Origin of the sequence: Anabaena sp. CA = ATCC 33047 (assembly GCF_963870205.1) — a bacterium.
Lineage (GTDB): Bacteria > Cyanobacteriota > Cyanobacteriia > Cyanobacteriales > Nostocaceae > Trichormus.
The window spans coordinates 18,905-38,914 of record NZ_CAWMSA010000035.1; the positions used below are offsets into that span (position 1 = coordinate 18,905).

Annotated in this window: 16 protein-coding genes; 10 read left to right on the forward strand and 6 right to left on the reverse strand. The window is 43.3% G+C overall.

What is annotated here, in order from left to right; translation table 11 throughout:
- The first annotated feature begins 339 nt into the window (after positions 1–339).
- Complete coding sequence (locus AACS98_RS07605) at positions 340–2,337, forward strand: phosphodiester glycosidase family protein (RefSeq protein WP_157087498.1); 1,998 nt, start codon at positions 340–342, stop codon at positions 2,335–2,337.
- Here the strand turns inward: AACS98_RS07605 and AACS98_RS07610 are convergent.
- Positions 2,330–2,500 carry a hypothetical protein gene (locus AACS98_RS07610; RefSeq protein WP_157087499.1) on the reverse strand — a complete coding sequence of 57 codons (171 nt, stop codon included), beginning with the start codon at positions 2,498–2,500 and terminating at the stop codon, positions 2,330–2,332. The two genes, AACS98_RS07605 and AACS98_RS07610, sit on opposite strands and share 8 nt — an antisense overlap.
- A gap of 186 nt (positions 2,501–2,686) precedes the next feature.
- Between AACS98_RS07610 and AACS98_RS07615 the strand changes: the two genes are divergently transcribed.
- The 8 genes from AACS98_RS07615 (at position 2,687) to AACS98_RS07650 (ending at position 9,956) form a co-directional block, all read left to right on the forward strand.
- Positions 2,687–3,106: a phosphomannose isomerase type II C-terminal cupin domain gene (locus AACS98_RS07615; protein WP_066377877.1), complete on the forward strand. Its 420-nt coding sequence runs from the start codon at positions 2,687–2,689 to the stop codon at positions 3,104–3,106.
- Positions 3,107–3,460: 354 nt separating this feature from the next.
- Positions 3,461–3,799 carry a HesB/IscA family protein gene (locus AACS98_RS07620; protein ID WP_066377878.1) on the forward strand — a complete coding sequence of 113 codons (339 nt, stop codon included), beginning with the start codon at positions 3,461–3,463 and terminating at the stop codon, positions 3,797–3,799.
- Positions 3,800–3,907: 108 nt separating this feature from the next.
- The gene (gene rpsL / locus AACS98_RS07625) at positions 3,908–4,294 is read left to right on the forward strand and encodes a 30S ribosomal protein S12 (RefSeq protein ID WP_066377879.1); all 387 of its coding nucleotides are present in this window, start codon (positions 3,908–3,910) and stop codon (positions 4,292–4,294) included.
- A 396-nt stretch (positions 4,295–4,690) separates the two neighbouring features.
- Positions 4,691–5,161: a 30S ribosomal protein S7 gene (gene rpsG / locus AACS98_RS07630; RefSeq protein ID WP_066377881.1), complete on the forward strand. Its 471-nt coding sequence runs from the start codon at positions 4,691–4,693 to the stop codon at positions 5,159–5,161.
- Between the two features lie 147 nt (positions 5,162–5,308).
- On the forward strand, positions 5,309–7,387 hold the full coding sequence (gene fusA / locus AACS98_RS07635) for an elongation factor G (protein WP_066377883.1): 2,079 nt from the start codon (positions 5,309–5,311) through the stop codon (positions 7,385–7,387).
- Between the two features lie 22 nt (positions 7,388–7,409).
- Complete coding sequence (tuf, locus tag AACS98_RS07640; RefSeq protein ID WP_066377884.1) at positions 7,410–8,639, forward strand: elongation factor Tu; 1,230 nt, start codon at positions 7,410–7,412, stop codon at positions 8,637–8,639.
- Positions 8,640–8,835: 196 nt separating this feature from the next.
- Positions 8,836–9,153, forward strand: a complete 318-nt coding sequence (gene rpsJ / locus AACS98_RS07645; RefSeq protein WP_010998474.1) for a 30S ribosomal protein S10 — start codon at positions 8,836–8,838, stop codon at positions 9,151–9,153.
- Positions 9,154–9,305: 152 nt separating this feature from the next.
- A complete protein-coding gene (locus AACS98_RS07650; RefSeq protein WP_066377885.1) occupies positions 9,306–9,956 on the forward strand; it encodes an LON peptidase substrate-binding domain-containing protein in 651 nt (216 codons plus the stop codon).
- Positions 9,957–9,960: 4 nt separating this feature from the next.
- On the opposite strand, the gene pheA is transcribed toward AACS98_RS07650, so the two are convergent.
- Together pheA and AACS98_RS07660 are read right to left on the reverse strand one after the other, a co-directional pair.
- A complete protein-coding gene (pheA, locus tag AACS98_RS07655; RefSeq protein WP_066377887.1) occupies positions 9,961–10,839 on the reverse strand; it encodes a prephenate dehydratase in 879 nt (292 codons plus the stop codon).
- Positions 10,840–10,931: 92 nt separating this feature from the next.
- On the reverse strand, positions 10,932–12,611 hold the full coding sequence (locus tag AACS98_RS07660) for a glycosyltransferase family 39 protein (RefSeq protein ID WP_066377889.1): 1,680 nt from the start codon (positions 12,609–12,611) through the stop codon (positions 10,932–10,934).
- A 453-nt stretch (positions 12,612–13,064) separates the two neighbouring features.
- Between AACS98_RS07660 and AACS98_RS07665 the strand changes: the two genes are divergently transcribed.
- Positions 13,065–13,652 carry a DUF1997 domain-containing protein gene (locus tag AACS98_RS07665; RefSeq protein WP_066377890.1) on the forward strand — a complete coding sequence of 196 codons (588 nt, stop codon included), beginning with the start codon at positions 13,065–13,067 and terminating at the stop codon, positions 13,650–13,652.
- A gap of 175 nt (positions 13,653–13,827) precedes the next feature.
- Here the strand turns inward: AACS98_RS07665 and AACS98_RS07670 are convergent, their stop codons facing one another.
- From AACS98_RS07670 to AACS98_RS07680, 3 genes are all read right to left on the reverse strand, one after another.
- Complete coding sequence (locus AACS98_RS07670; RefSeq protein WP_066377891.1) at positions 13,828–14,481, reverse strand: ribonuclease HII; 654 nt, start codon at positions 14,479–14,481, stop codon at positions 13,828–13,830.
- Between the two features lie 9 nt (positions 14,482–14,490).
- Entirely contained in the window at positions 14,491–16,587 is a 2,097-nt protein-coding gene (locus AACS98_RS07675; RefSeq protein WP_066377892.1) for an Rne/Rng family ribonuclease, read from the reverse strand.
- A 550-nt stretch (positions 16,588–17,137) separates the two neighbouring features.
- On the reverse strand, positions 17,138–19,843 hold the full coding sequence (locus AACS98_RS07680) for a TIGR03960 family B12-binding radical SAM protein (protein WP_066377893.1): 2,706 nt from the start codon (positions 19,841–19,843) through the stop codon (positions 17,138–17,140).
- Between the last annotated feature and the right edge of the window lie 167 nt (positions 19,844–20,010).

Sequence of the window (20,010 nt, forward strand, 5' to 3'; positions counted from 1 at the left end):
AGATTTTCGCTAATCAACTAACGCCACTGTTGTGACTACTGTTTAGCTAATGACTATCAGTAGCGACAGAAAATACTTTACATCCACGATGTAATATCTGAATTCAGATTCTACGACCAATACTACTGTTAATAGTTTGGTGATTACTATTGCTAGTTAAAGTATTTAGTCACAGTGATTTTAGCCGCCAGTCTATTGGTTATGGCTATCAAGAGATAAAGAGCCAATATACACAATATCACATTTCTGCAAAAATTGAATCGTGATTTTTTAAGATTTCCCCACAATTAGTTAATCTGTGAGTTTAGGTCAGAGATTGCAATACTACCTATATAAGCTATGGTAAACATACTAAATAGTTGTCAGCAACAATACTTGAGTGCAATTGCCCAACAATTCAATGATCGCTTATTGCCAATCACTGCATCGCCAATCTTGGTAATATCACTGTGTTTGTCTGCCATTAGTGCCACTACCGCCCAAACACCACCAACCCAGGCTCATGCAGCTTCAGAGTTGATTGCACAATCTGCCACATCTACCTCAAGGCAGAACATAGCTTCTGGTAGGCAAATTTCCCTGAATGGTCGCACTTTCCCAGGAACGTGGTTACAGCAATTTGCCGGGACAAATCAAGCCAAAACCTACATTAGTGATGGTGTTCTCAGACAAGTTATCGGAGTAGACCTTTTAAGTAGCAATAACCCAGCCAGACAACCAATACAGTGGTTTTCTGCCCATACTCAATCATTGGTGTTGACTACGGCTCTATTGGCAGGATACCGCTATTTAGACGTGACAAACTTAGCCCAAACCGTGGGGTGGCAGATGCAAGCCCAAGGTAACACATTAGTAATTACCACACCAACGGCGCAAGTCAGAAATATTATTCCACAGAGTCAAGCACCTGGGGTAGCGACAAATCGCATTGTTTTGGATTTAGACCGTCCTACACCTTGGCAAGTCAGACAAGGATTACCAATTAAAACTTTACTGGATGATCCAAACACCCCCAGTCCTAACAAATCTGCGCCAGTTAACAGAGAATGGACAATTGTCTTAGATGCTGTTGCTGATGCCAGTTTAATTCAGCGATATACGCCCTCACCTGTATTATTACCAAACTTATTAAAACAAACAGAAGTACCAACGCAAGAGTCTGAGCCATTAATTCAAAAAGTGGAGGTGGTGAATAATCAAACTTTGATTAGTCTCAGCGTTCCTTTGGATTTATCTCCACAGATTAGCACTACAGCTAATCCCCATCGCCTAGTGATTGATCTAAAACCTGATGCTTTGAATACAAGAGATATTACCTGGGCTAGAGGTTTACGTTGGCGACAACAATTAGTGAATTTAGGTGAAGACCGTTTTCCTGTGGTTTGGTTAGAAGTCAATCCCCGGACTGTGGGGCTAACCTTAAAACCGATGGTGGCGAATACAGGAACGATGGTAGGGACAGCCCCGATAATTCAAACGGCTCAAAGATATTTAGCTGTAGCAGCCATTAATGCCGGTTATTTTAACCGGAATAATCGATTACCCTTGGGTGCAGTGCGTCGGAATGGTGAGTGGTTATCTAGTCCCATTCTCAACCGGGGTGCGATCGCCTGGAATGATTCGGGACAATTTTACTTTGGTCGTCTCAGTTTACAAGAAACTTTAATTACTGCCAATAACCAGCAACTACCAATTTTGTTTCTCAACAGTGGCTATGTCCAAAGCGGTATTGCCCGTTATACCCCGGTGTGGGGGGAAACCTATACACCCCTGACAGACAATGAAATTGTTCTGTTTGTCCAAAACAACCAAATCACCAATCAATTAGCAGGTGGTAAAGCCGGTCAAACTAACCTTCCTATTCCCAAAGATGGATATTTATTAACTTTACGTGGTACTGCCACCAATACAGCATCTCAATTATCTGTAGGTTCTAGTGTTCGAGTCATCAGTAAAACTACACCTGCTGAGTTTAACCGTTATCCCCACATCGTTGGTGCTGGGCCTCTACTACTGCAAAATAATCAAATTGTGCTGGATGGTGAAGCTGAAAAATTTAGTAAAGCCTTCATCGCTCAAAAAGCTAGTCGTAGTGCTATCTGCACCACAGCCAACGGTAATTTAATGCTTGCTGCTGTACATAATCGCGCCGGTGGCCCCGGCCCCACTTTGGCAGAACACGCCCAATTAATGCAGCGTTTAGGCTGTGTCAATGCCCTCAACTTAGACGGTGGTAGTTCAACCAGTCTTTATCTAGGAGGACAACTACTTGACCGCTATCCTAACACTGCGGCTCGTGTACACAACGGTATTGGCATTTTTTTACAGTCTAGGTAATCGCATTGGGGATAGGGCATGGCGCAGATAAATTCAAAATTCTTGCATTAAAGAATTGTTGGGAAAAAATCTCCCCTACTCCCCCTGCTTCCTCATCTTCCTCTTCTCCCCCAGTCCCCAGTCCCCTTTTTAAAGCTGATAATAAGCTACCTTTCAGCTTCATGAAGAATTGGTTTAGTGTGGAAATTTGAGCCAAAATTTACCAAAGGTCAAAGTTTCGCTTTGCTATGTTTAGCAAAGTCAAACTAAATTGCTGATTTTCACGGTTGTCAGATTGCTCATAAGTTTTCCATCAATGGTTAAGAGTTAAAAGTAATGACGGTTTGTTATGTCTTTAAGTGAGGTAAATATGGCTCAACATCAAGAAACTACAAAAACTAATACTTTGCCTCTACCAACTGCGATCGCTAACCGGAGTGTTGCGGCAACTGAACTGCGTCCTTGGGGTTCGTTTACCGTTTTGGAAGAAGGACGCGGTTACAAAATTAAGCGCATTGAGGTTAAGCCTGGACACCGCCTCAGTCTACAAATGCACCATCATCGCAGTGAACACTGGATTGTTGTCTCTGGTACTGCTAAGGTTGTGTGTGGTGAGCAAGAAGTTTTATTGAGTAATAATCAGTCTACTTATGTGCCTCAGTGTACTTCTCACCGCTTAGAAAATCCCGGTGTGATTCCTTTGGTACTGATTGAAGTCCAAAATGGCGAATATCTCGGTGAAGATGATATTATTCGCTATCAAGATGATTATGCCCGTACCCCCAATTAATCAGCTAATCGGGCTTTTATGGCTTTGAGCTAACAATATAATTCGCAAACCGTCTACACTCAGTCCAGTGTTTTTAAGTCCCTACTCAGTATAAGTGGGGACTAAAATATTTTCAGATGCTTGGATGGTTGGGAGTTTCCCAAATGTTTGATTTTTAACGCAGAGGAACGCGGAGGAAACGCGGAGGCACGCAAAGAAGGGAGGAGGCGGAGAGAGAAGAACTTTTACTCAGTCAACAGTCAACAGTCAACAGTCAACCATCAACCTTCCCCTTTAATTTCTAACTGCTGATTCTTGTCGGCAAACCTTCTGTAATACTTAAGTATGGTGTTTTCAATTGGCTAAACTATTGTTATGATTCATGTAAGCCAAGCAGCAGCAACTGAAATTGCTCGCTTACGGGCAAAGCAACAGCCAAACAAGTTTTTTCGGTTAACAGTTAAACCAGGTGGCTGTTCCGGTTTGTTTTATGATATGTCTTTTGATGAACAGGTAAAGGAAGGCGATCGCCTAGTTGAAGTGACCAGTCTGCAAGTGGTTATAGATGCCACTAGCTGGGATTATGTGAATGGTTTAGCAATAGACTATTCCGAAGATTTGATGGGTGGTGGGTTTCGGTTTCATAATCCCCAAGCTGTTGTTACCTGTGGCTGTGGCAATTCCTTTTCTACCACCGCCCCAACCGTGGTTTAAATAAAAAAATAAAAATTATATGTGAGTTTGACATAAAACCACGAAAAAAGATATAATCAGGATTTGTTAAAACTTAGACTTAGCAAGCAGCTTCACGCGCTGTTACTCATGCCAACAATACAGCAATTAATCCGTAGCGAACGCGAAAAAGCGCGTCAAAAAACCAAGTCTCCTGCTCTTAAACAATGCCCTCAGCGTCGGGGGGTATGTACCAGAGTATATACGACGACTCCTAAAAAGCCTAATTCGGCTCTGCGTAAAGTAGCAAGGGTAAGACTGACCTCTGGATTTGAAGTGACAGCTTACATTCCCGGAATAGGTCACAACTTACAAGAACACTCAGTAGTAATGATTCGTGGTGGTCGGGTTAAGGATTTACCCGGCGTGAGATATCACATCATTCGTGGCACCTTGGATACAGCTGGAGTCAAAGACCGTAAACAAGGACGTTCCAAATATGGAACCAAGCGTCCAAAAGAAGGAGCTAAAAAGTAGGGATAGCGATTAATCGTCAAATCATACGATTGGTCGCTTGACCAAAAAGTGCCAGAATAACAAATTATCAAAGGCACTGGTTCTGAAACAGGATTAATTATTTATAAAATTTCTGTTTTCAGAAATTGCTCAAGCTTCTAGCTCAAACCTACTACTCAGCGAGCAAGTGTAGGTAGAATCAAAAATGCTGTAAGCGGCAGCAGCATTGATTTTTTACCTGAGATGGCAAAGAATCAACTTCCTTTGTGTTCTCAGTGGCAGTAAAAGTCTACAAATTAGGTCACTGCAAACGTAGAGCCAAGGATTACGGCATCCGATCTGTAGCCAAAAAGCGCAGAAAAGCCGCAGTCTGGTAGCATATAATTTCGTCGCCAAATCCAAAATTAAGGTTAAATTATGTCTCGTCGAGGTGTTATTCAAAGGCGTCCAGTACCGCCTGACTCTGTGTACAATAGTCGTCTGGTGAGCATGATCATCAGACGGATAATGCGTCATGGCAAAAAATCATTAGCAGCACGCATCGTTTATGATGCTATGAAGACGATAGAGGAACGTACTGGCAATAATGCACTGGAAGTGTTTGAAAGAGCAGTGCGTAATGCTACACCTCTAGTAGAAGTCAAAGCGCGTCGAGTTGGCGGTGCAACCTACCAAGTACCAATGGAAGTGCGTTCAGAACGGGGTACTACCCTAGCATTGCGTTGGTTAGTACAATTTTCTCGCTCTAGACCAGGGCGCACAATGGCTGGCAAACTAGCAAATGAATTAATGGATGCAGCCAATGAAACGGGTAATGCCATCCGTAAGCGCGAAGAAACACATCGCATGGCAGAAGCTAACAAAGCATTTGCACACTATCGTTACTAAGCAGAGCAGCGATATATCATGCCTGAAAAAGGGGTATATCGCCGACTTACAAAAAAGTAAAATAAAGACGGTTTTCCGTAAAAGTATAGAATCTTAACAAAGAGTAATATACAAGATATCATGAGGCAAAAACCATAGGAGGCTACTGTGGCACGTACCAACCCGCTAGAAAAAGTACGCAATATCGGTATTGCGGCGCATATAGATGCGGGCAAGACAACAACAACAGAGAGAATATTATTTTACTCTGGGATAATTCATAAAATTGGTGAAGTTCACGAAGGAACTGCGGTAACTGACTGGATGGATCAGGAGCGGGAGCGGGGAATTACCATCACTGCGGCTGCGATCAGTACCAGTTGGAAAGATCATCAAATTAACATTATCGATACTCCAGGTCACGTAGACTTCACAATTGAAGTAGAACGCTCCATGCGAGTGTTAGATGGAGTGATCGCGGTATTTTGTTCAGTAGGTGGTGTGCAACCCCAATCTGAAACAGTGTGGCGACAAGCAGACCGCTACAAAGTACCTCGGATTGCTTTTATCAACAAAATGGATCGCACAGGCGCGAACTTTTACAGAGTTCACGAACAAATGCGCGATCGCTTGCGTGCCAATGCCATTGCAATTCAGTTGCCCATAGGTAGTGAAAACGAATTCAAAGGCATTATCGACTTGGTGGGAATGCGTGCCTTCATCTACAACAACGACCAAGGCACGGATATCCAAGAAACGGCAATTCCGGCAGAAATGCAAGAGCAAGCCGCAGAATACCGCACCAAGCTGATTGAAGCAGTAGCGGAAACCGATGACGACTTGATGGCCAAATACTTCGAGGGCGAAGAACTGACACAAGACGAAATTCGGACAGCTCTGCGTAAAGGTACAATTGCTGGCACCATCGTGCCTGTACTATGCGGTTCAGCATTTAAAAACAAAGGCGTACAGTTAATGCTGGATGCGGTAGTTGATTATCTACCAGCACCAATTGACGTACCAGCAATTCAAGGTACATTGCCTAGTGGAGATTCTGTAGAGCGTAAGGCTGATGATAATGAACCCTTGTCAGCTTTAGCCTTCAAGATTATGGCTGACCCTTATGGTCGCCTCACCTTCATTCGCGTTTATTCTGGTGTGCTGAAAAAAGGTAGCTACGTCCTTAACGCCACCAAAGGCAAGAAAGAACGGATCTCTCGCCTCGTAGTGTTGAAAGCAGACGAACGCCAAGACGTTGAAGAACTGCGAGCAGGTGACTTAGGTGCAGCAGTAGGATTGAAAGACACCTTGACAGGTGATACTTTATGTGATGAAGGCTCTCCCGTCATATTAGAGTCTCTATTTATCCCTGAGCCTGTAATCTCGGTAGCGGTTGAACCCAAAACCAAGAACGACATGGATAAGCTGTCAAAGGCACTGCAATCTTTGTCAGAAGAAGATCCTACCTTCCGCGTCAGTGTTGACCCAGAAACCAACCAAACCGTAATTGCTGGGATGGGAGAGTTACACCTAGAAATTCTCGTAGACCGGATGTTACGCGAGTTTAAAGTAGAAGCTAACGTTGGTGCGCCACAGGTAGCTTACCGCGAAACTATTCGTAAAAATGTCACCAGAGTTGAAGGGAAATTCATCCGTCAAAGCGGTGGTAAAGGTCAATATGGTCACGTTGTGATTGACCTCGAACCAGGCGAACCCGGTAGTGGTTTTGAATTTGTTTCCAAAATTGTGGGTGGTGCTGTACCTAAAGAGTACATCAACCCCGCAGAGCAGGGAATGAAAGAATGTTGTGAATCTGGCGTATTAGCTGGATATCCACTGATTGATGTGAAAGCAACATTAGTTGATGGTTCTTACCACGATGTAGACTCTTCAGAAATGGCTTTCAAAATCGCTGGCTCAATGGCGATGAAAGAGGCTGTTAGCAAAGCTTCACCTGTCCTGTTAGAGCCTATGATGAAAGTTGAGGTAGAAGTTCCCGAAAACTTCCTAGGGGATGTAATGGGCGACCTCAATTCCCGTCGTGGGCAAATTGAAGGCATGGGATCTGAACAAGGTATTGCCAAAGTGACCGCTAAAGTCCCCTTGGCAGAAATGTTTGGCTACGCTACCGATATCCGGTCGAAAACCCAAGGTCGGGGAATCTTCTCAATGGAGTTTAGCCATTACGACGAAGTGCCTCGCAACGTGGCTGAGGCAATCATCGCAAAAAGCAAAGGGAACGCATAATTAAAAAAGGAAACGAGCATACATGGCACGCGCAAAGTTTGAAAGAACTAAAACCCACGTTAACATCGGTACTATTGGCCACGTTGACCACGGTAAAACTACATTAACAGCAGCTATCACCATGACCTTGGCTGCTTTGGGTAAAGCAGAAGCTAGAGCTTACGACCAAATCGATAACGCACCCGAAGAAAAAGCACGGGGTATCACCATTAATACTGCTCACGTTGAGTATGAAACCGATAAACGGCACTATGCTCACGTAGACTGCCCCGGCCACGCTGACTATGTGAAAAACATGATCACCGGTGCGGCGCAAATGGACGGAGCTATCCTGGTAGTAGCTGCCACCGATGGCCCTATGCCTCAAACCCGTGAACACATCCTGCTAGCACGTCAGGTGGGCGTTCCCAAGTTGGTAGTCTTCTTAAATAAAGAAGACATGATGGAAGACCCTGAACTATTGGAACTGGTAGAACTAGAACTTCGTGAACTACTGAGTGAGTACGGATTTGATGGTGATGAAATTCCCATCGTCAGAGGTTCAGGTTTGCAAGCTCTAGAAGCAATGACCAAGAACTCCAAAATTCAGCGTGGAGAAAATGAGTGGGTAGACAAAATCTACTCATTGATGGATGAAGTAGATTCCTACATTCCTGATCCAGAGCGCGATATTGACAAGCCTTTCTTGATGGCTGTAGAAGACGTGTTCTCTATTACTGGTCGTGGTACTGTGGCAACAGGCCGGATTGAGCGTGGAAAAGTCAAGGTTGGCGACGTAGTGGAATTGGTTGGTATCAGAGATACCCGCAACACCACCGTCACCGGGATTGAGATGTTCAAGAAGAGCCTTGATGAAGGTATGGCTGGTGATAACGCTGGTGTACTACTACGTGGTATCCAAAAAACCGATATTGAACGCGGTATGGTAATCGCCAAACCAGGTTCTATCACTCCTCACACCCAATTTGAAGGTGAAGTATACGTACTCACCGAAAAAGAAGGTGGTCGGAAAACACCCTTCTTCCCTGGCTACCGTCCTCAGTTTTACGTGCGGACAACCGACGTAACCGGTACAATCACAACCTTCACTTCTGATGACGGCAGTGCTGCTGAAATGGTGATGCCCGGCGATCGCATCAAAATGACCGTAGAATTGATTAACCCCATCGCAATTGAGCAAGGTATGCGCTTCGCGATTCGTGAAGGTGGTCGCACCATCGGTGCTGGTGTCGTCGCCAAAATCCTCAAATAGTACGTTTGTAACCTAATAACCAAGAGCAGAGATGCTAAGATGCCTCTCTGCTCTTTTATCTGAGGGAATAGGGCGTTATGGCATCAAACAAGTCAAAAGTCAGAATTAAAGAATTTTGAATTTTGACTTTTGAATTGATTTGTCCCCAATCCCCAATCCCCAATCCCCAAATTAATCCGAACCAGGAAAACTGAAGATGGCAACTCTACAGCAGCAGAAAATTAGAATTCGTTTACAAGCTTTTGACCGTCGTTTATTGGATACATCTTGCGAGAAGATTGTAGACACGGCTAACCGGACTAACGCTACAGCTATCGGCCCGATTCCTTTACCCACCAAACGTAAAATTTACTGCGTGCTGCGATCGCCTCACGTAGATAAAGATTCCCGCGAACATTTTGAAACCCGCACCCATCGCCGGATTATTGACATCTACCAACCTTCATCTAAAACTATTGATGCCCTGATGAAGCTCGATTTACCATCAGGTGTGGATATTGAAGTCAAACTTTAATTAGTGAATACTGTGTAATTTTTATAAAAGCCCTGAAGAAATTTATCTCAGGGCTTTTTATTAGCTGTGAAACAAATGTTAAAATGTAAAAAAAATACGGGAAAAGCAGAGAAAAGTAAATCTTTTAGGATTAAATTTATACTTAGGTAAAAATGACATCTTCTTCTAGAATTGCAGTTCGTGAACTACCTCTGTTCCCGTTACCTGAAGTAGTTCTATTTCCTACTAGACCGCTACCCCTGCACATTTTTGAGTTTCGCTACCGAATCATGATGAACACGATTTTGTCAAGCGATCGCAGGTTTGGCGTGTTGATGGTTGACCCAGTTCAAGGCACAATTGCCAATGTCGGCTGCTGTGCCGAAATTATCCACTACCAGCGTCTACCAGATGACCGCATGAAAATGCTCACCTTGGGACAACAAAGGTTTCGCGTATTAGAGTATGTGCGAGAAAAGCCCTATCGTGTGGGTTTAGTGGAATGGATTGAAGACCAGCCACCAAGTAAAGATTTACGCCCCTTGGCTACGGAAGTAGAACAACTACTGCGGGATGTGGTGCGACTGTCAGCTAAATTAACAGAACAAAATATCGAACTTCCCGAAGAGTTGCCAGATTTGCCCACCGAGTTATCTTATTGGGTGGCGAGTAATCTTTACGGTGTGGCTGATGAGCAGCAGTCATTACTAGAAATGCAAGATACTGCGGCTCGCTTAGAACGAGAAGCAGAAATTTTGACTACTACTCGTAATCACTTGGCGGCTCGTGCTGTGCTGAAAGATACCTTTAATCAAAACTCTTAAGCCGTCAAGACTCCTGTGTACTGATTGGTACGACATTATAACTACCAAATATTTTGAGAACTTCTGTGTAGTTACTGAGTTCTACCAGTGCAGATTGCATTTTAGGTGTGTTGACAGCAGCCTCTAAATCAATAAAAAATAAATACTCTCCTAGCGATCGCTTCGTCGGACGTGATTCAATCCGACTGAGGTTGATTCCTAGTTCAGCAAATACCAGTAGTGGTTTAACCAATGCTCCTGGTACGTTAGCAGGTACACTAAAAGCCACAGACGTATGAGTGGGCGTATGTAAGGGTAGCTGCTGCGTAATTTCTGAGTCTTCCTGACTGATTACCCAAAAACGTGTACAGTTTTCGGGATAATCATTAATCTGATGCGCTAATATTGGCAAATTGTAAATTTGAGCAGATCTAGCAGAGGCGATCGCGGCGGCTGTGAAATCCTGCTGTAAAATTTTTAACCCTTCCGTGGTAGAATTGCTGGGAATCAGTTGTACATTCGCGAGAAACTCTCCCAACCAGTTCTGACACTGCGCCAACCCTTGCGGATGCGAATAAACAGTTTTAATCTTATCTAAGCTAGGCGCACAGGAAATTAAGGCATGGGCAATAGGCATCACCAAAGTTGATTGAATTTGCAAACTGTCTAACTGCCATAAAGTATCCATCGTCATGGTGACGCTGCCTTCAATCGAATTTTCCACAGGTACAACAGCTAGATGGGTTTGTCCTTGGGCAACGGCTTTTAATGATTGAGCAATACTAGGATAGGGACATAAAACAGTTTCAATACCTGTATGTTGTTTTAGCCATTGAACATAAAAAATAGTCGCTTGTTCTGCATAAGTTCCTGGCGGCCCTAAATGGGCAATTGATAAAGTCACAGCGTTTAGTCCTTAGTTATTTCTGATGTTTCTGACTGTATCATAGGGAAAATCAGTTTTTTTTAGTCGCCATATTTTGTCCGAATAAAAATTTAATTGGTACTGGTTTGAGCGACACAGTGATAAAACTTATAACTATATTCACCAGCAAAGTTACCGTATTTCTTATCAAGAACACAGTTTTGAGATTCCACATCAATTGGGGTGCGAAATTCGACTAACCATAAGTCTAAAGGACGCTGAAGTTGAGTTAGTTGTTGTGTTAATATTTGCTGGGCTTGAGTATAATTCTGAGTTTTTGAATCTTTACCAGCTAAGAAAAATTGCAAATTTTTGGCAGGTAAATTTTGTAATTCCCAAGCTAACCCCATCATTCTACCTGTTTGTCCGTGATGGATGTGTGTTGTGGCAATTAGGATATTATTCTGAGAGGCTTGTTGAATAATAGCGGCGAGAATATCAGGACGTTGGTTTTGTAGATAACCCAAATTACCACCAACTGTTACACCTCCTAAAGTCGCCATCAATAAAATGATGCTGACTGCAACTTTACCATCAACTAGAAACCGCAATTGCTGTACTTGATGCCAACAGCCAGCCAAGGCTGCACCTAAGAGTAAAATGATTGCTGGGGCGTAAAAAAATTGGAAACGGGCGGCTAAAGTTAAGTCTTTTCCTAAACCGTAGGTGAAAAACAAAGATAAAGCGATCGCCCCCCATACATACCCAGTTAAAATTTGTATGGTGAGATGGGTATCAGGATTTTCTTGGTAAATTTTCAATCCCTGAATCATGGGTGGTAGACTCCAGACTAAAAATACCAAAGTCACCACACCAGACAGAATTATCACCGCTAATGGTAATGTGAGAGCCGAAGGTAACAACAACAGCATACTCATCAGCCACAGTAGTAATCTTCCTAATGGTTCTAACCATCTAGTATGGGGACTACTACCCCCTACCCAACTTGTGAGATCACTTCCTGGTATATTCAGTAAGTTGGGTATCCACACCAGACATCCCACCAAAGTACCGACAGCAACTATGCTGATGCGCCACCAAGTGCTATGCTGTTGTTTTGATTGCCAAATCTTTGCTAGCAGTACCAAACCTTCAGCGCAAAGCGTCAGCATGAAAAAATAATGTGTTGCTACTCCCACACAGTTAATTATCACCCAAACAAACATCAGCGATATGGGTAGAGATTGCTGAGTATAAATTTTTTGGATAGCTTTGACTAAACAACACAGAGAAGCAATCACCAACAACATGACTAAAGTATAGTGACGGGCTTCTCTTGCTAAAAAAATAGTGTAAGGTGAAACTGCCATCATCGCTGCGGCTATTTGCCCCACCAATTTAGAACGAAAAGCCACATAGGCAAACCAGAACATGGCAGGAATTGATAAAATGCCTAGACAAGCACTGAGCGATCGCGCTGCTAAAATAGAAGCAACTTCCCCAGTCGGTGAAAAGATTTTCATCCACAAATGAGCTAGTACGAAATATACAGGTGGATGGGTACTCTCATTTAACAAATGTTGAATTACCGTAGTGAACCCTACTAAGGGCGTAGGTACGAGTTGTTGTAATAAAACATCTGAACTAATTATCTGATTGAGTGGAACAATGCGAAAACTATTCCCCAAGCTAAAAACCATCGTGGCACACTCATCAGTCCAAGGGGGCAAGACTTCTAAACGCCAAAAGCGTAGACTTATACCAATAGCTAACCATAGCAGCAGTAGCAATAGGTGATATTTGTTCTTCATTCAGGCATTGAGTAGTAATTTTGTCAAAAAAATTGCCCTATCGATGACAGCAACTTAGAGTTTTATCATACATACTTTATAGGGTAATTACTGACTTTAGACTCGGTGAGGAAAAATAAATTTCATGCCGATGTTTCAGGCTTCTTAGTCATCAAGCATCACTTGAGATGTATTTGTTGTTTTAAATTCAACAGTCTTAAATATTACTAAAGTCGCACCTCACCAAAAAGTTAGACTTTTTTTGTGCAGAAAACATCCGGTTTTAAGATATAATCAATATACGTAAGCACAAAAAATATAATATTAGCAATCATTTTAATAATTAATCATATCCATAAAAAAATATATTTTTATAATCTATGAAGTAGCATTGCAATAATTTTGAATCAATCAAAAAATCAAATCGTAATTAAATCAATAGTAAAGCTAACAAACAATTAGTATTCATAACTCATGGCTACCAAGTTTACAGCCTCCCAATCGGTAGAAATTGCTGTTCCACATCAGCCTATTCCTATCCAGCATTACTTACGTCAGCCGCAACGCCTAGTTAATGCTTTGGTTGATCAAAAGCGCATTCAGCAGCTTTCTGAAGAAGTTTTTCGCTTGAAAATGCGTCCCTTAGCTTTTATGTCACTCAGTATTCAGCCGACTGTAGATATGAGAGTTTGGGCAGAATCAAACGGCATAATTTATCTGCGATCTGTTGGTTGTGAAATTCTGGGTTTTGAGTACATTAACCAGCGATTTTCTTTAAACTTACAAGGACATTTATCGCCCTATCAAGTAAATAATGATACCCGGTTAAAAGGTAGAGCCGATTTAGAAGTGCAAGTTGAACTACCCCCACCTTTTTCTCTGACTCCTAAACCAATTATCGAAGCAACTGGTAATGGTTTACTCAAGAGTGTATTATTAACAGTTAAGCAGCGACTAATGCACCAACTGTTAGTAGATTATCGTCAATGGGTCATCTTACAAACTCAAGACCAAAGCTTGATTGATGAGGGTGCTAATTTGCCAATGCTGAATATTGAATAATTTTTTACAAGTGAGCTATAGCAGATTGCAACCGGATAGAATCCAAATTCATCTGCGTACCCTTCGGGTTCGCGGTAGCGTCTCGTAAGAGAAGCAAGCTACATCCGCGTTCATCTGCGTTCAATTATTTGTTCGGTAGAATACACCTCACCAAAATATTAATTAGTTAATCTACTTATCGGACTTGACAAGGACGAAAAGACTTACGGTGTAGAGATGAAGGGCCGTACTTTTGCAAGGCTAACAGATGCTTTTTACTGCCATAACCCTTGTTATTATCTAAATCATACATGGGATATTTAGCAGCTAGACGCATGATTAAATCATCACGCCAAACTTTAGCCACAATACTAGCTGCTGCTATGGTAAGCGATCGCTCGTCTCCTTTGATGATAGTTTGTTGTGGTATGGCTAAATCTTTCACCAACTGATTACCATCTATCAAGCAAAGTTCAGGCTGTACCTTTAGCTTTTGTACAGCCCGCTTCATTGCTAAGAGTGTAGCTTGCAAAATATTGATTTTGTCAATTTCCGCAGTGGAAGCATAACCAATTTTCCAGTCTGTTGCTAGCGTACAAATTTGTTGCGCTAGCAAAATTCTGCGAGAACTCGACAGCTTTTTACTATCTCTAATTTCAGCTGCTATCAGTTCCGGCAAAGCACAGGCTGGTAGTATAACTGCTGCTGCGACTACAGGGCCAAACAAACAGCCCCGCCCTACTTCATCTACCCCTGCTATCAACCCTGGAATCTTTGCAAAAGCCGAGGAAAACTCTAGCCAACCAGTTTCATCCAGGAGTGATTCAGCAGTACGTTCCATTTTAACCATACAGACAGATTAACTGTCCTCTGTAGAGCCGTTGTCTGACTCCAATGCAGAGGAACGACGACGACGACGACGATTAATAGTAGTGCCGGTATTGGCTTCAGTATCTTCAGTGTTAGTGAAGCGTTCTGCCGTATCAGCTACAACAGTTTTTGGTTCAGCTTTAGGAGTGGGCAAGGTTTTCCTGACTAACTTCACTTCTGGTGTACTCACTTCTGTGCTTTCTCTCAACACAGGAGTTGGAGTTGGAGTTACTTCAGAAGATTCTGTTGATTTCTGCCCTGGCTGCACAACATTAATAATGACAGATTTAGGATTTTTTACCTCCTGATCTAACTTAATTAGCGGCGAAACCCCCATTAAGGCAAAAATATCCTGTTCTGGTTGCGACATTTCTACAGTTTTAATTTCCGGTGGTTCTACCACAGGTTTAATTGGTTCTGTTTTAATGACTTTGGTACGTTCCGCCCTTTCAGTCCAACTAGATTTGCTTAAGTTCGGAGTTGGAAGTTCTGGTGTTGTACCCAGTTCTACATCACCATCTAAGTCTAAATCTGAGTCATTCATGAAACCCAAGGGACTGTTAATAATTCGGGTTTCGTCTTTGCCATTTGTACCATTGATGCCAATGCGACTCCGACGGGTGCGGGTACGACGTTTGTTTTGTTCGTTGAGTTCTTGATAACTGGGATGATTAACTAGATTTAAAGCACCCAAATCAGACTCACCCTCGAATCCTTCGCCAAATCCATCATAGGTTTCGCGCATATCTGTGAGGCGATTCACAGGTAAACGGGGTTCTCTTTCTCTTTGCTGTGGCAAAGATACAAATCTATCTGGTACTTCTACGGGTGTAGGCAAGCGGCTTTCAGTTTCTCCAGGTAAGCGGACTGTATGTCCTAAACCGCCACAGGTGGGGCAAGTGTCACCAAACAATTCGTAAATGTTTTGACCTTGGCGTTTGCGGGTTAACTCGACTAAACCTAACTCAGTTAGTTGAGCAATTTGGGGGCGAGCTTTGTCTGCTCTCAGGGCTTTATTAAAATGTTCTAAAACCTGCAATTGATCACGCCGTGATTCCATATCAATAAAGTCAACGACGATTACCCCAGCTATGTTTCTTAAACGCAGTTGACGAGCAATTTCGGTTGCAGCTTCGCAGTTTGTCCACAATACGGTTTCTCTGGCGGTTGCCGATCGCGTGAACGAACCAGAGTTAACATCAATTACAGTTAAGGCTTCTGTTGGCTCAATGATGATATAACCACCAGAAGGTAGGTCTACTCTTGGTTTCAGGGCTTCGCGAATCGCAGCGTTAATGCGGAAATACTCTAAAATTGGTGAGCGATCGCGATGGTGATCAATCAACAATCCCTGCGGTGTCTGTCCACCACTCCAGTTCTGCAAATACTGTTTTACACGCTTCAGCCCGGTGCTGGAATCCACCACAATTCGATTCACATCCGCGCCATACATATCTCGCAGTACGCGCTGAATAAAATCATCATCTCTATTGAGTAACGCTGGCGCACGAGTGGATTGAGCTTCTTGTTGAATAGCTTCCCACTGCTTTTGCAGCACTTCCAAATCTTCAATAATTGCTTCTTCTGGCTTGCCTTCTGCTTCTGTCCGCACTAATAAACCCATTCCTGCGGGTTTAATTAAAATAGCTAATGCCCGTAAGCGGTTACGCTCAGTTTCGCTTTTAATTCGCCGGGATAAATTTACGCCTCTACCATAGGGCATCAATACCACATAACGTCCAGGCATAGTGATATTACCTGTGAGCCTCGGCCCTTTGGTTCCCGTTGGCTCTTTCATCACCTGCACCAGCACTTTTTGCTGTGGTGTTAACAGTTCTGTAATTGCCGCAGATGAGCGTTTTAGCCTGAGAGGCCCTAAATCAGTAACATGAATAAAGCCATTACGTTCTGGATCACCAATATTTACAAACGCCGCATCAATCCCAGGTAATACATTTTCTACTACACCTAAATAGATATCACCGATTTGATGATGGCCTGTGGCTACAACCAGTTCTTGGATTTGATCTTCCGAAAACACAGCAGCGATCTGATGCTGCTCCGCGATAATAATTTGTTTTGGCATTCAATTTCCTCAAAAATCGGCAGCGTCAACGGGCTTGGAGGTTTGTTATGCCTCTCGCCCCTGCCAGCCTCCAAAGACGCTGTTAGTAATAAAAATTGTGAAGCAGAGCTTCAAAATTAAAGAGCTATTGACTATGGAATTGCGTTGACACGCCTGATTATTCCAGAACGGCTGCATATTGTTTAAGCAAATAAATCAACCGTCCTTGGTTGATTTTTGATGTAATACCTTTACCCTCCGGGGTTTAGGCATTCAGCAGTTGTAAAAGCATAGATAGAGAAGCCGACTTAGCCTGCTGTTAATCACTGATTCACAAGGTAGCTATCGAGAGAGTGTTTTTTAATTCGCCTTAGTTTGTCTGGGATAAGATCCTAGAAATTACACTCTAATATCTTGCTCTTGCTCCCTGATTACCAGGGTAGTAGTGAACCAGTTTGTTCAATGCAGCGCCAGAAAATTTCTCTTGATTCTATTCTAACGCAACCTTGCTAAAAATCAATTCCCATGATGTGCTACAACAGGGCAACTACTAGCAAGTTGCCCTTTGGGATTATACAGCTAAAAGCAACTGATTGCGGTGGATCTGTGAAAGATGAAATTTTGTGAAGTTCGTTGATGCTTCTGCATCTGTGGGGGGAGTGGGGTGACTCCTTTGGTGGGGAACTTCACCAGCGACTATTTCTAGCATAGACAGGGTTTGTTCAGGACGCAATAACAAACCGTCTTGGCGACAACTACCAACATAACGTAGAACAGCTGTTGATTCTCCGTCATGATTATCAGTTGATACTAATTCTAGCTCAAACAACAGTGAGCGCAGATTTACGATTTTAGTTTTCCCTGATTTGGTTGTTTGCTCCGCCAAAATTTCATCTTCGGTTTTAATTGCCTCAATCCAAGTTTGCCATTGTGCAGGTGTTACCTCGTCTTGGGTTGTGACAGTAATCAAATACTCTGCCTGTTCTAATATTTTATTAGCGGCGGGAGCTTTTAAGTCTACCTGTTCTACACGATATACAGGGATATCTTGTGGTAGTTCTTGGGCGAGTTTTTCATGAAAGATGTTAACTGCTATTGGCTCAGTTAACTCAAAATCAACAATTTCACCGCTACTGGTAGCCCCTAAAGCTAAAGCACTTGCTACAGCAATTCTGGGGCTGGGGTGAAATCCATTTGTATAAGCTACTGGTAAGCCGGCTCGCCGCACTACTCGGTCAAACAAGCGCATTAAATCTAAGTGACTAACCAAAGCCATGTCACCTTGTTTACCAAACCACACCCTTAATCTTTGGGTTTTAGTTGTGTTGGGGACAAACTCACCAGCAAATTCTGGGATAGCTGGTGGTTCTATGACGATGTTGTGACCGAAATCAGTACCACACACGCCACAGTGAGAACAACCTTCAAAAGAACAGTCTGGAACAACTGCTGCTTCTAGAGCGCGTTCTAAGTCATCGATCAGCCATTGTTTATCAATGCCTGTATCTATATGATCCCAAGGGAGTGGGGATTGGGGACTCTTGATTGGGGACTGGGTAACAAATTCTTCCTTGTCTCCTGTGCTGCCTCCGCTCTCTTGCTGCGGTGCTGAGAACAGATTCCATTCACCGTTTTCGACTTGGCGGTATTTCCAATCTAGACCGGCTTGTGCGATCGCCTCACCCCATGCGGCAAAAGCTTTGTCTAAACTATCATACCAAGAATCCATCCCCGCCCCCAATTCCCAGGCGCGACGGACTACTTTTCCTAAAGTGCGATCGCCTCGACCAATAAAGTCTTCCATTGCCGAAATGCGGATATCGGTGAAATTAACTTTCAATCCCCGAATCCGGCGGAATGCTTGTCTTAATAGGTCTTGCTTACGCTGAAATTCGGCAGTAGAAACTGAGTGCCATTGGAATGGTGTATGGGGTTTTGGCGTAAAGTTAGAAATCGTCAAATTAAAGTTAAGCGGTCTTCTACCTTTACCTCGACATTCCCTTTGCAACCAGCTAACTGTTTCGGCAATGCCCAAAACATCGGCATCCGTCTCACCGGGTAAGCCGATCATAAAATACAATTTTATCTTATCCCAACCTTGTTCCCAAGCGGTTTTTACACCTCGTAATAATTCTTCGTTGGTTAAACCTTTGTTGATGATATCCCGCATTCTTTGAGTTCCGGCTTCGGGGGCAAAGGTTAACCCACCTTGGCGTGTACCACCGAGAATGTTGGCGATATTTTCATCAAACCTATCTACACGCTGGCTAGGAAGTGACAGGGAAATATTTTCATTTCTTAACCGATTTTTGATTTCCATCCCCACAGCAGGGAGGGCTAAATAATCGGAACAACTCAAAGACAACAGTGAAAACTCATTATAACCGGTGGCTCTCATCCCTTGTTCGATCGCGTCCACCACTTGCTCTGGTTCTACATCCCTAGCTGGGCGAGTGAGCATTCCCGGTTGACAAAAGCGACAGCCACGGGTACAACCCCGTCTAATTTCAATTGTCAGGCGATCGTGTACCGTTTGGACGTAGGGAACTAAGCCAATGGAATAAGCCGGGATGGGGGTAGCAACTCGCCGCAAAATTCTAGGGGGAACATCTGAGCGTAGCGGTTGTACTGAACCGTCTGCTGTGATGTCATAAAACTGCGGCACATACACGCCAGGAATTTGCGCCAAATCTAGCAGGAGTTTTTCCCGACTTAATTTAGCTTGTTTACCTTCTTCCAAAACCATACCGATTTCTGGGAGGAGTTCTTCACCGTCTCCCAAGGCGAAAAAGTCAAAGAAATCGGCGTAGGGTTCAGGATTTGACGTTGCTGTTTGTCCTCCGGCGAAAATAAGCGGATAATCACCCTGCGCTCTTTCTTGCCATGTGAGGGGTATTCCCGCTAAATCCAACATTTCCAGAATGTTGGTTGCTCCTAGTTCATAACTGAGACTAAAACCTAAGATGTCAAATTCTTGTAGTTCGCGCTTCGACTCAACCGCAAACAGGGGCGTGTTTGTTGCCCTGAGTTTGCTAGCTAAGTCTGTACCGGGTAGGTAGGCGCGATCGCATAATTGTCTGGGCTGGGCATTCAAAATGTTATACAGAATGATATGCCCTAAATTTGATGCTCCTACTTCGTATACCTCCGGGTAAGTTAATACCCAGCGTATTACTGCCGTATCCCAAGGTTTATGTACCGCCAGCCGTTCGTTACCCAAATAACGTGCTGGCTTCAAGATATCCGATGTGATTAATTTTTCAAATGCAACAGCCACTGTGCTAACTTCGAGCTACTTTAATTACAGCTACTCACCTCCAACATTAGCATTGATTCGCTCATTCGGTAGGATTTCTTGCCGTAACTTACAACTCCTTTACACTCCCTTGCCTCAAAAGCGTAGCTCGTGTTAGTATACAGTGCCAGATTTGCAAAGAATTATCT

Coding starts and splice junctions, on each gene's coding strand:
- AACS98_RS07665 (WP_066377890.1), top strand. CDS start 13,065: ATGGCTACCAAGTTTACAGCCTCCCAATCGGTAGAAATTGCTGTTCCA.
- tuf (WP_066377884.1), top strand. CDS start 7,410: ATGGCACGCGCAAAGTTTGAAAGAACTAAAACCCACGTTAACATCGGT.
- AACS98_RS07605 (WP_157087498.1), top strand. CDS start 340: ATGGTAAACATACTAAATAGTTGTCAGCAACAATACTTGAGTGCAATT.
- AACS98_RS07620 (WP_066377878.1), top strand. CDS start 3,461: ATGATTCATGTAAGCCAAGCAGCAGCAACTGAAATTGCTCGCTTACGG.
- AACS98_RS07675 (WP_066377892.1), bottom strand. CDS start 16,587: ATGCCAAAACAAATTATTATCGCGGAGCAGCATCAGATCGCTGCTGTG.
- AACS98_RS07670 (WP_066377891.1), bottom strand. CDS start 14,481: ATGGTTAAAATGGAACGTACTGCTGAATCACTCCTGGATGAAACTGGT.
- rpsJ (WP_010998474.1), top strand. CDS start 8,836: ATGGCAACTCTACAGCAGCAGAAAATTAGAATTCGTTTACAAGCTTTT.
- AACS98_RS07610 (WP_157087499.1), bottom strand. CDS start 2,500: ATGAAGCTGAAAGGTAGCTTATTATCAGCTTTAAAAAGGGGACTGGGG.
- AACS98_RS07660 (WP_066377889.1), bottom strand. CDS start 12,611: ATGAAGAACAAATATCACCTATTGCTACTGCTGCTATGGTTAGCTATT.
- rpsL (WP_066377879.1), top strand. CDS start 3,908: ATGCCAACAATACAGCAATTAATCCGTAGCGAACGCGAAAAAGCGCGT.
- rpsG (WP_066377881.1), top strand. CDS start 4,691: ATGTCTCGTCGAGGTGTTATTCAAAGGCGTCCAGTACCGCCTGACTCT.
- AACS98_RS07650 (WP_066377885.1), top strand. CDS start 9,306: ATGACATCTTCTTCTAGAATTGCAGTTCGTGAACTACCTCTGTTCCCG.
- AACS98_RS07615 (WP_066377877.1), top strand. CDS start 2,687: ATGGCTCAACATCAAGAAACTACAAAAACTAATACTTTGCCTCTACCA.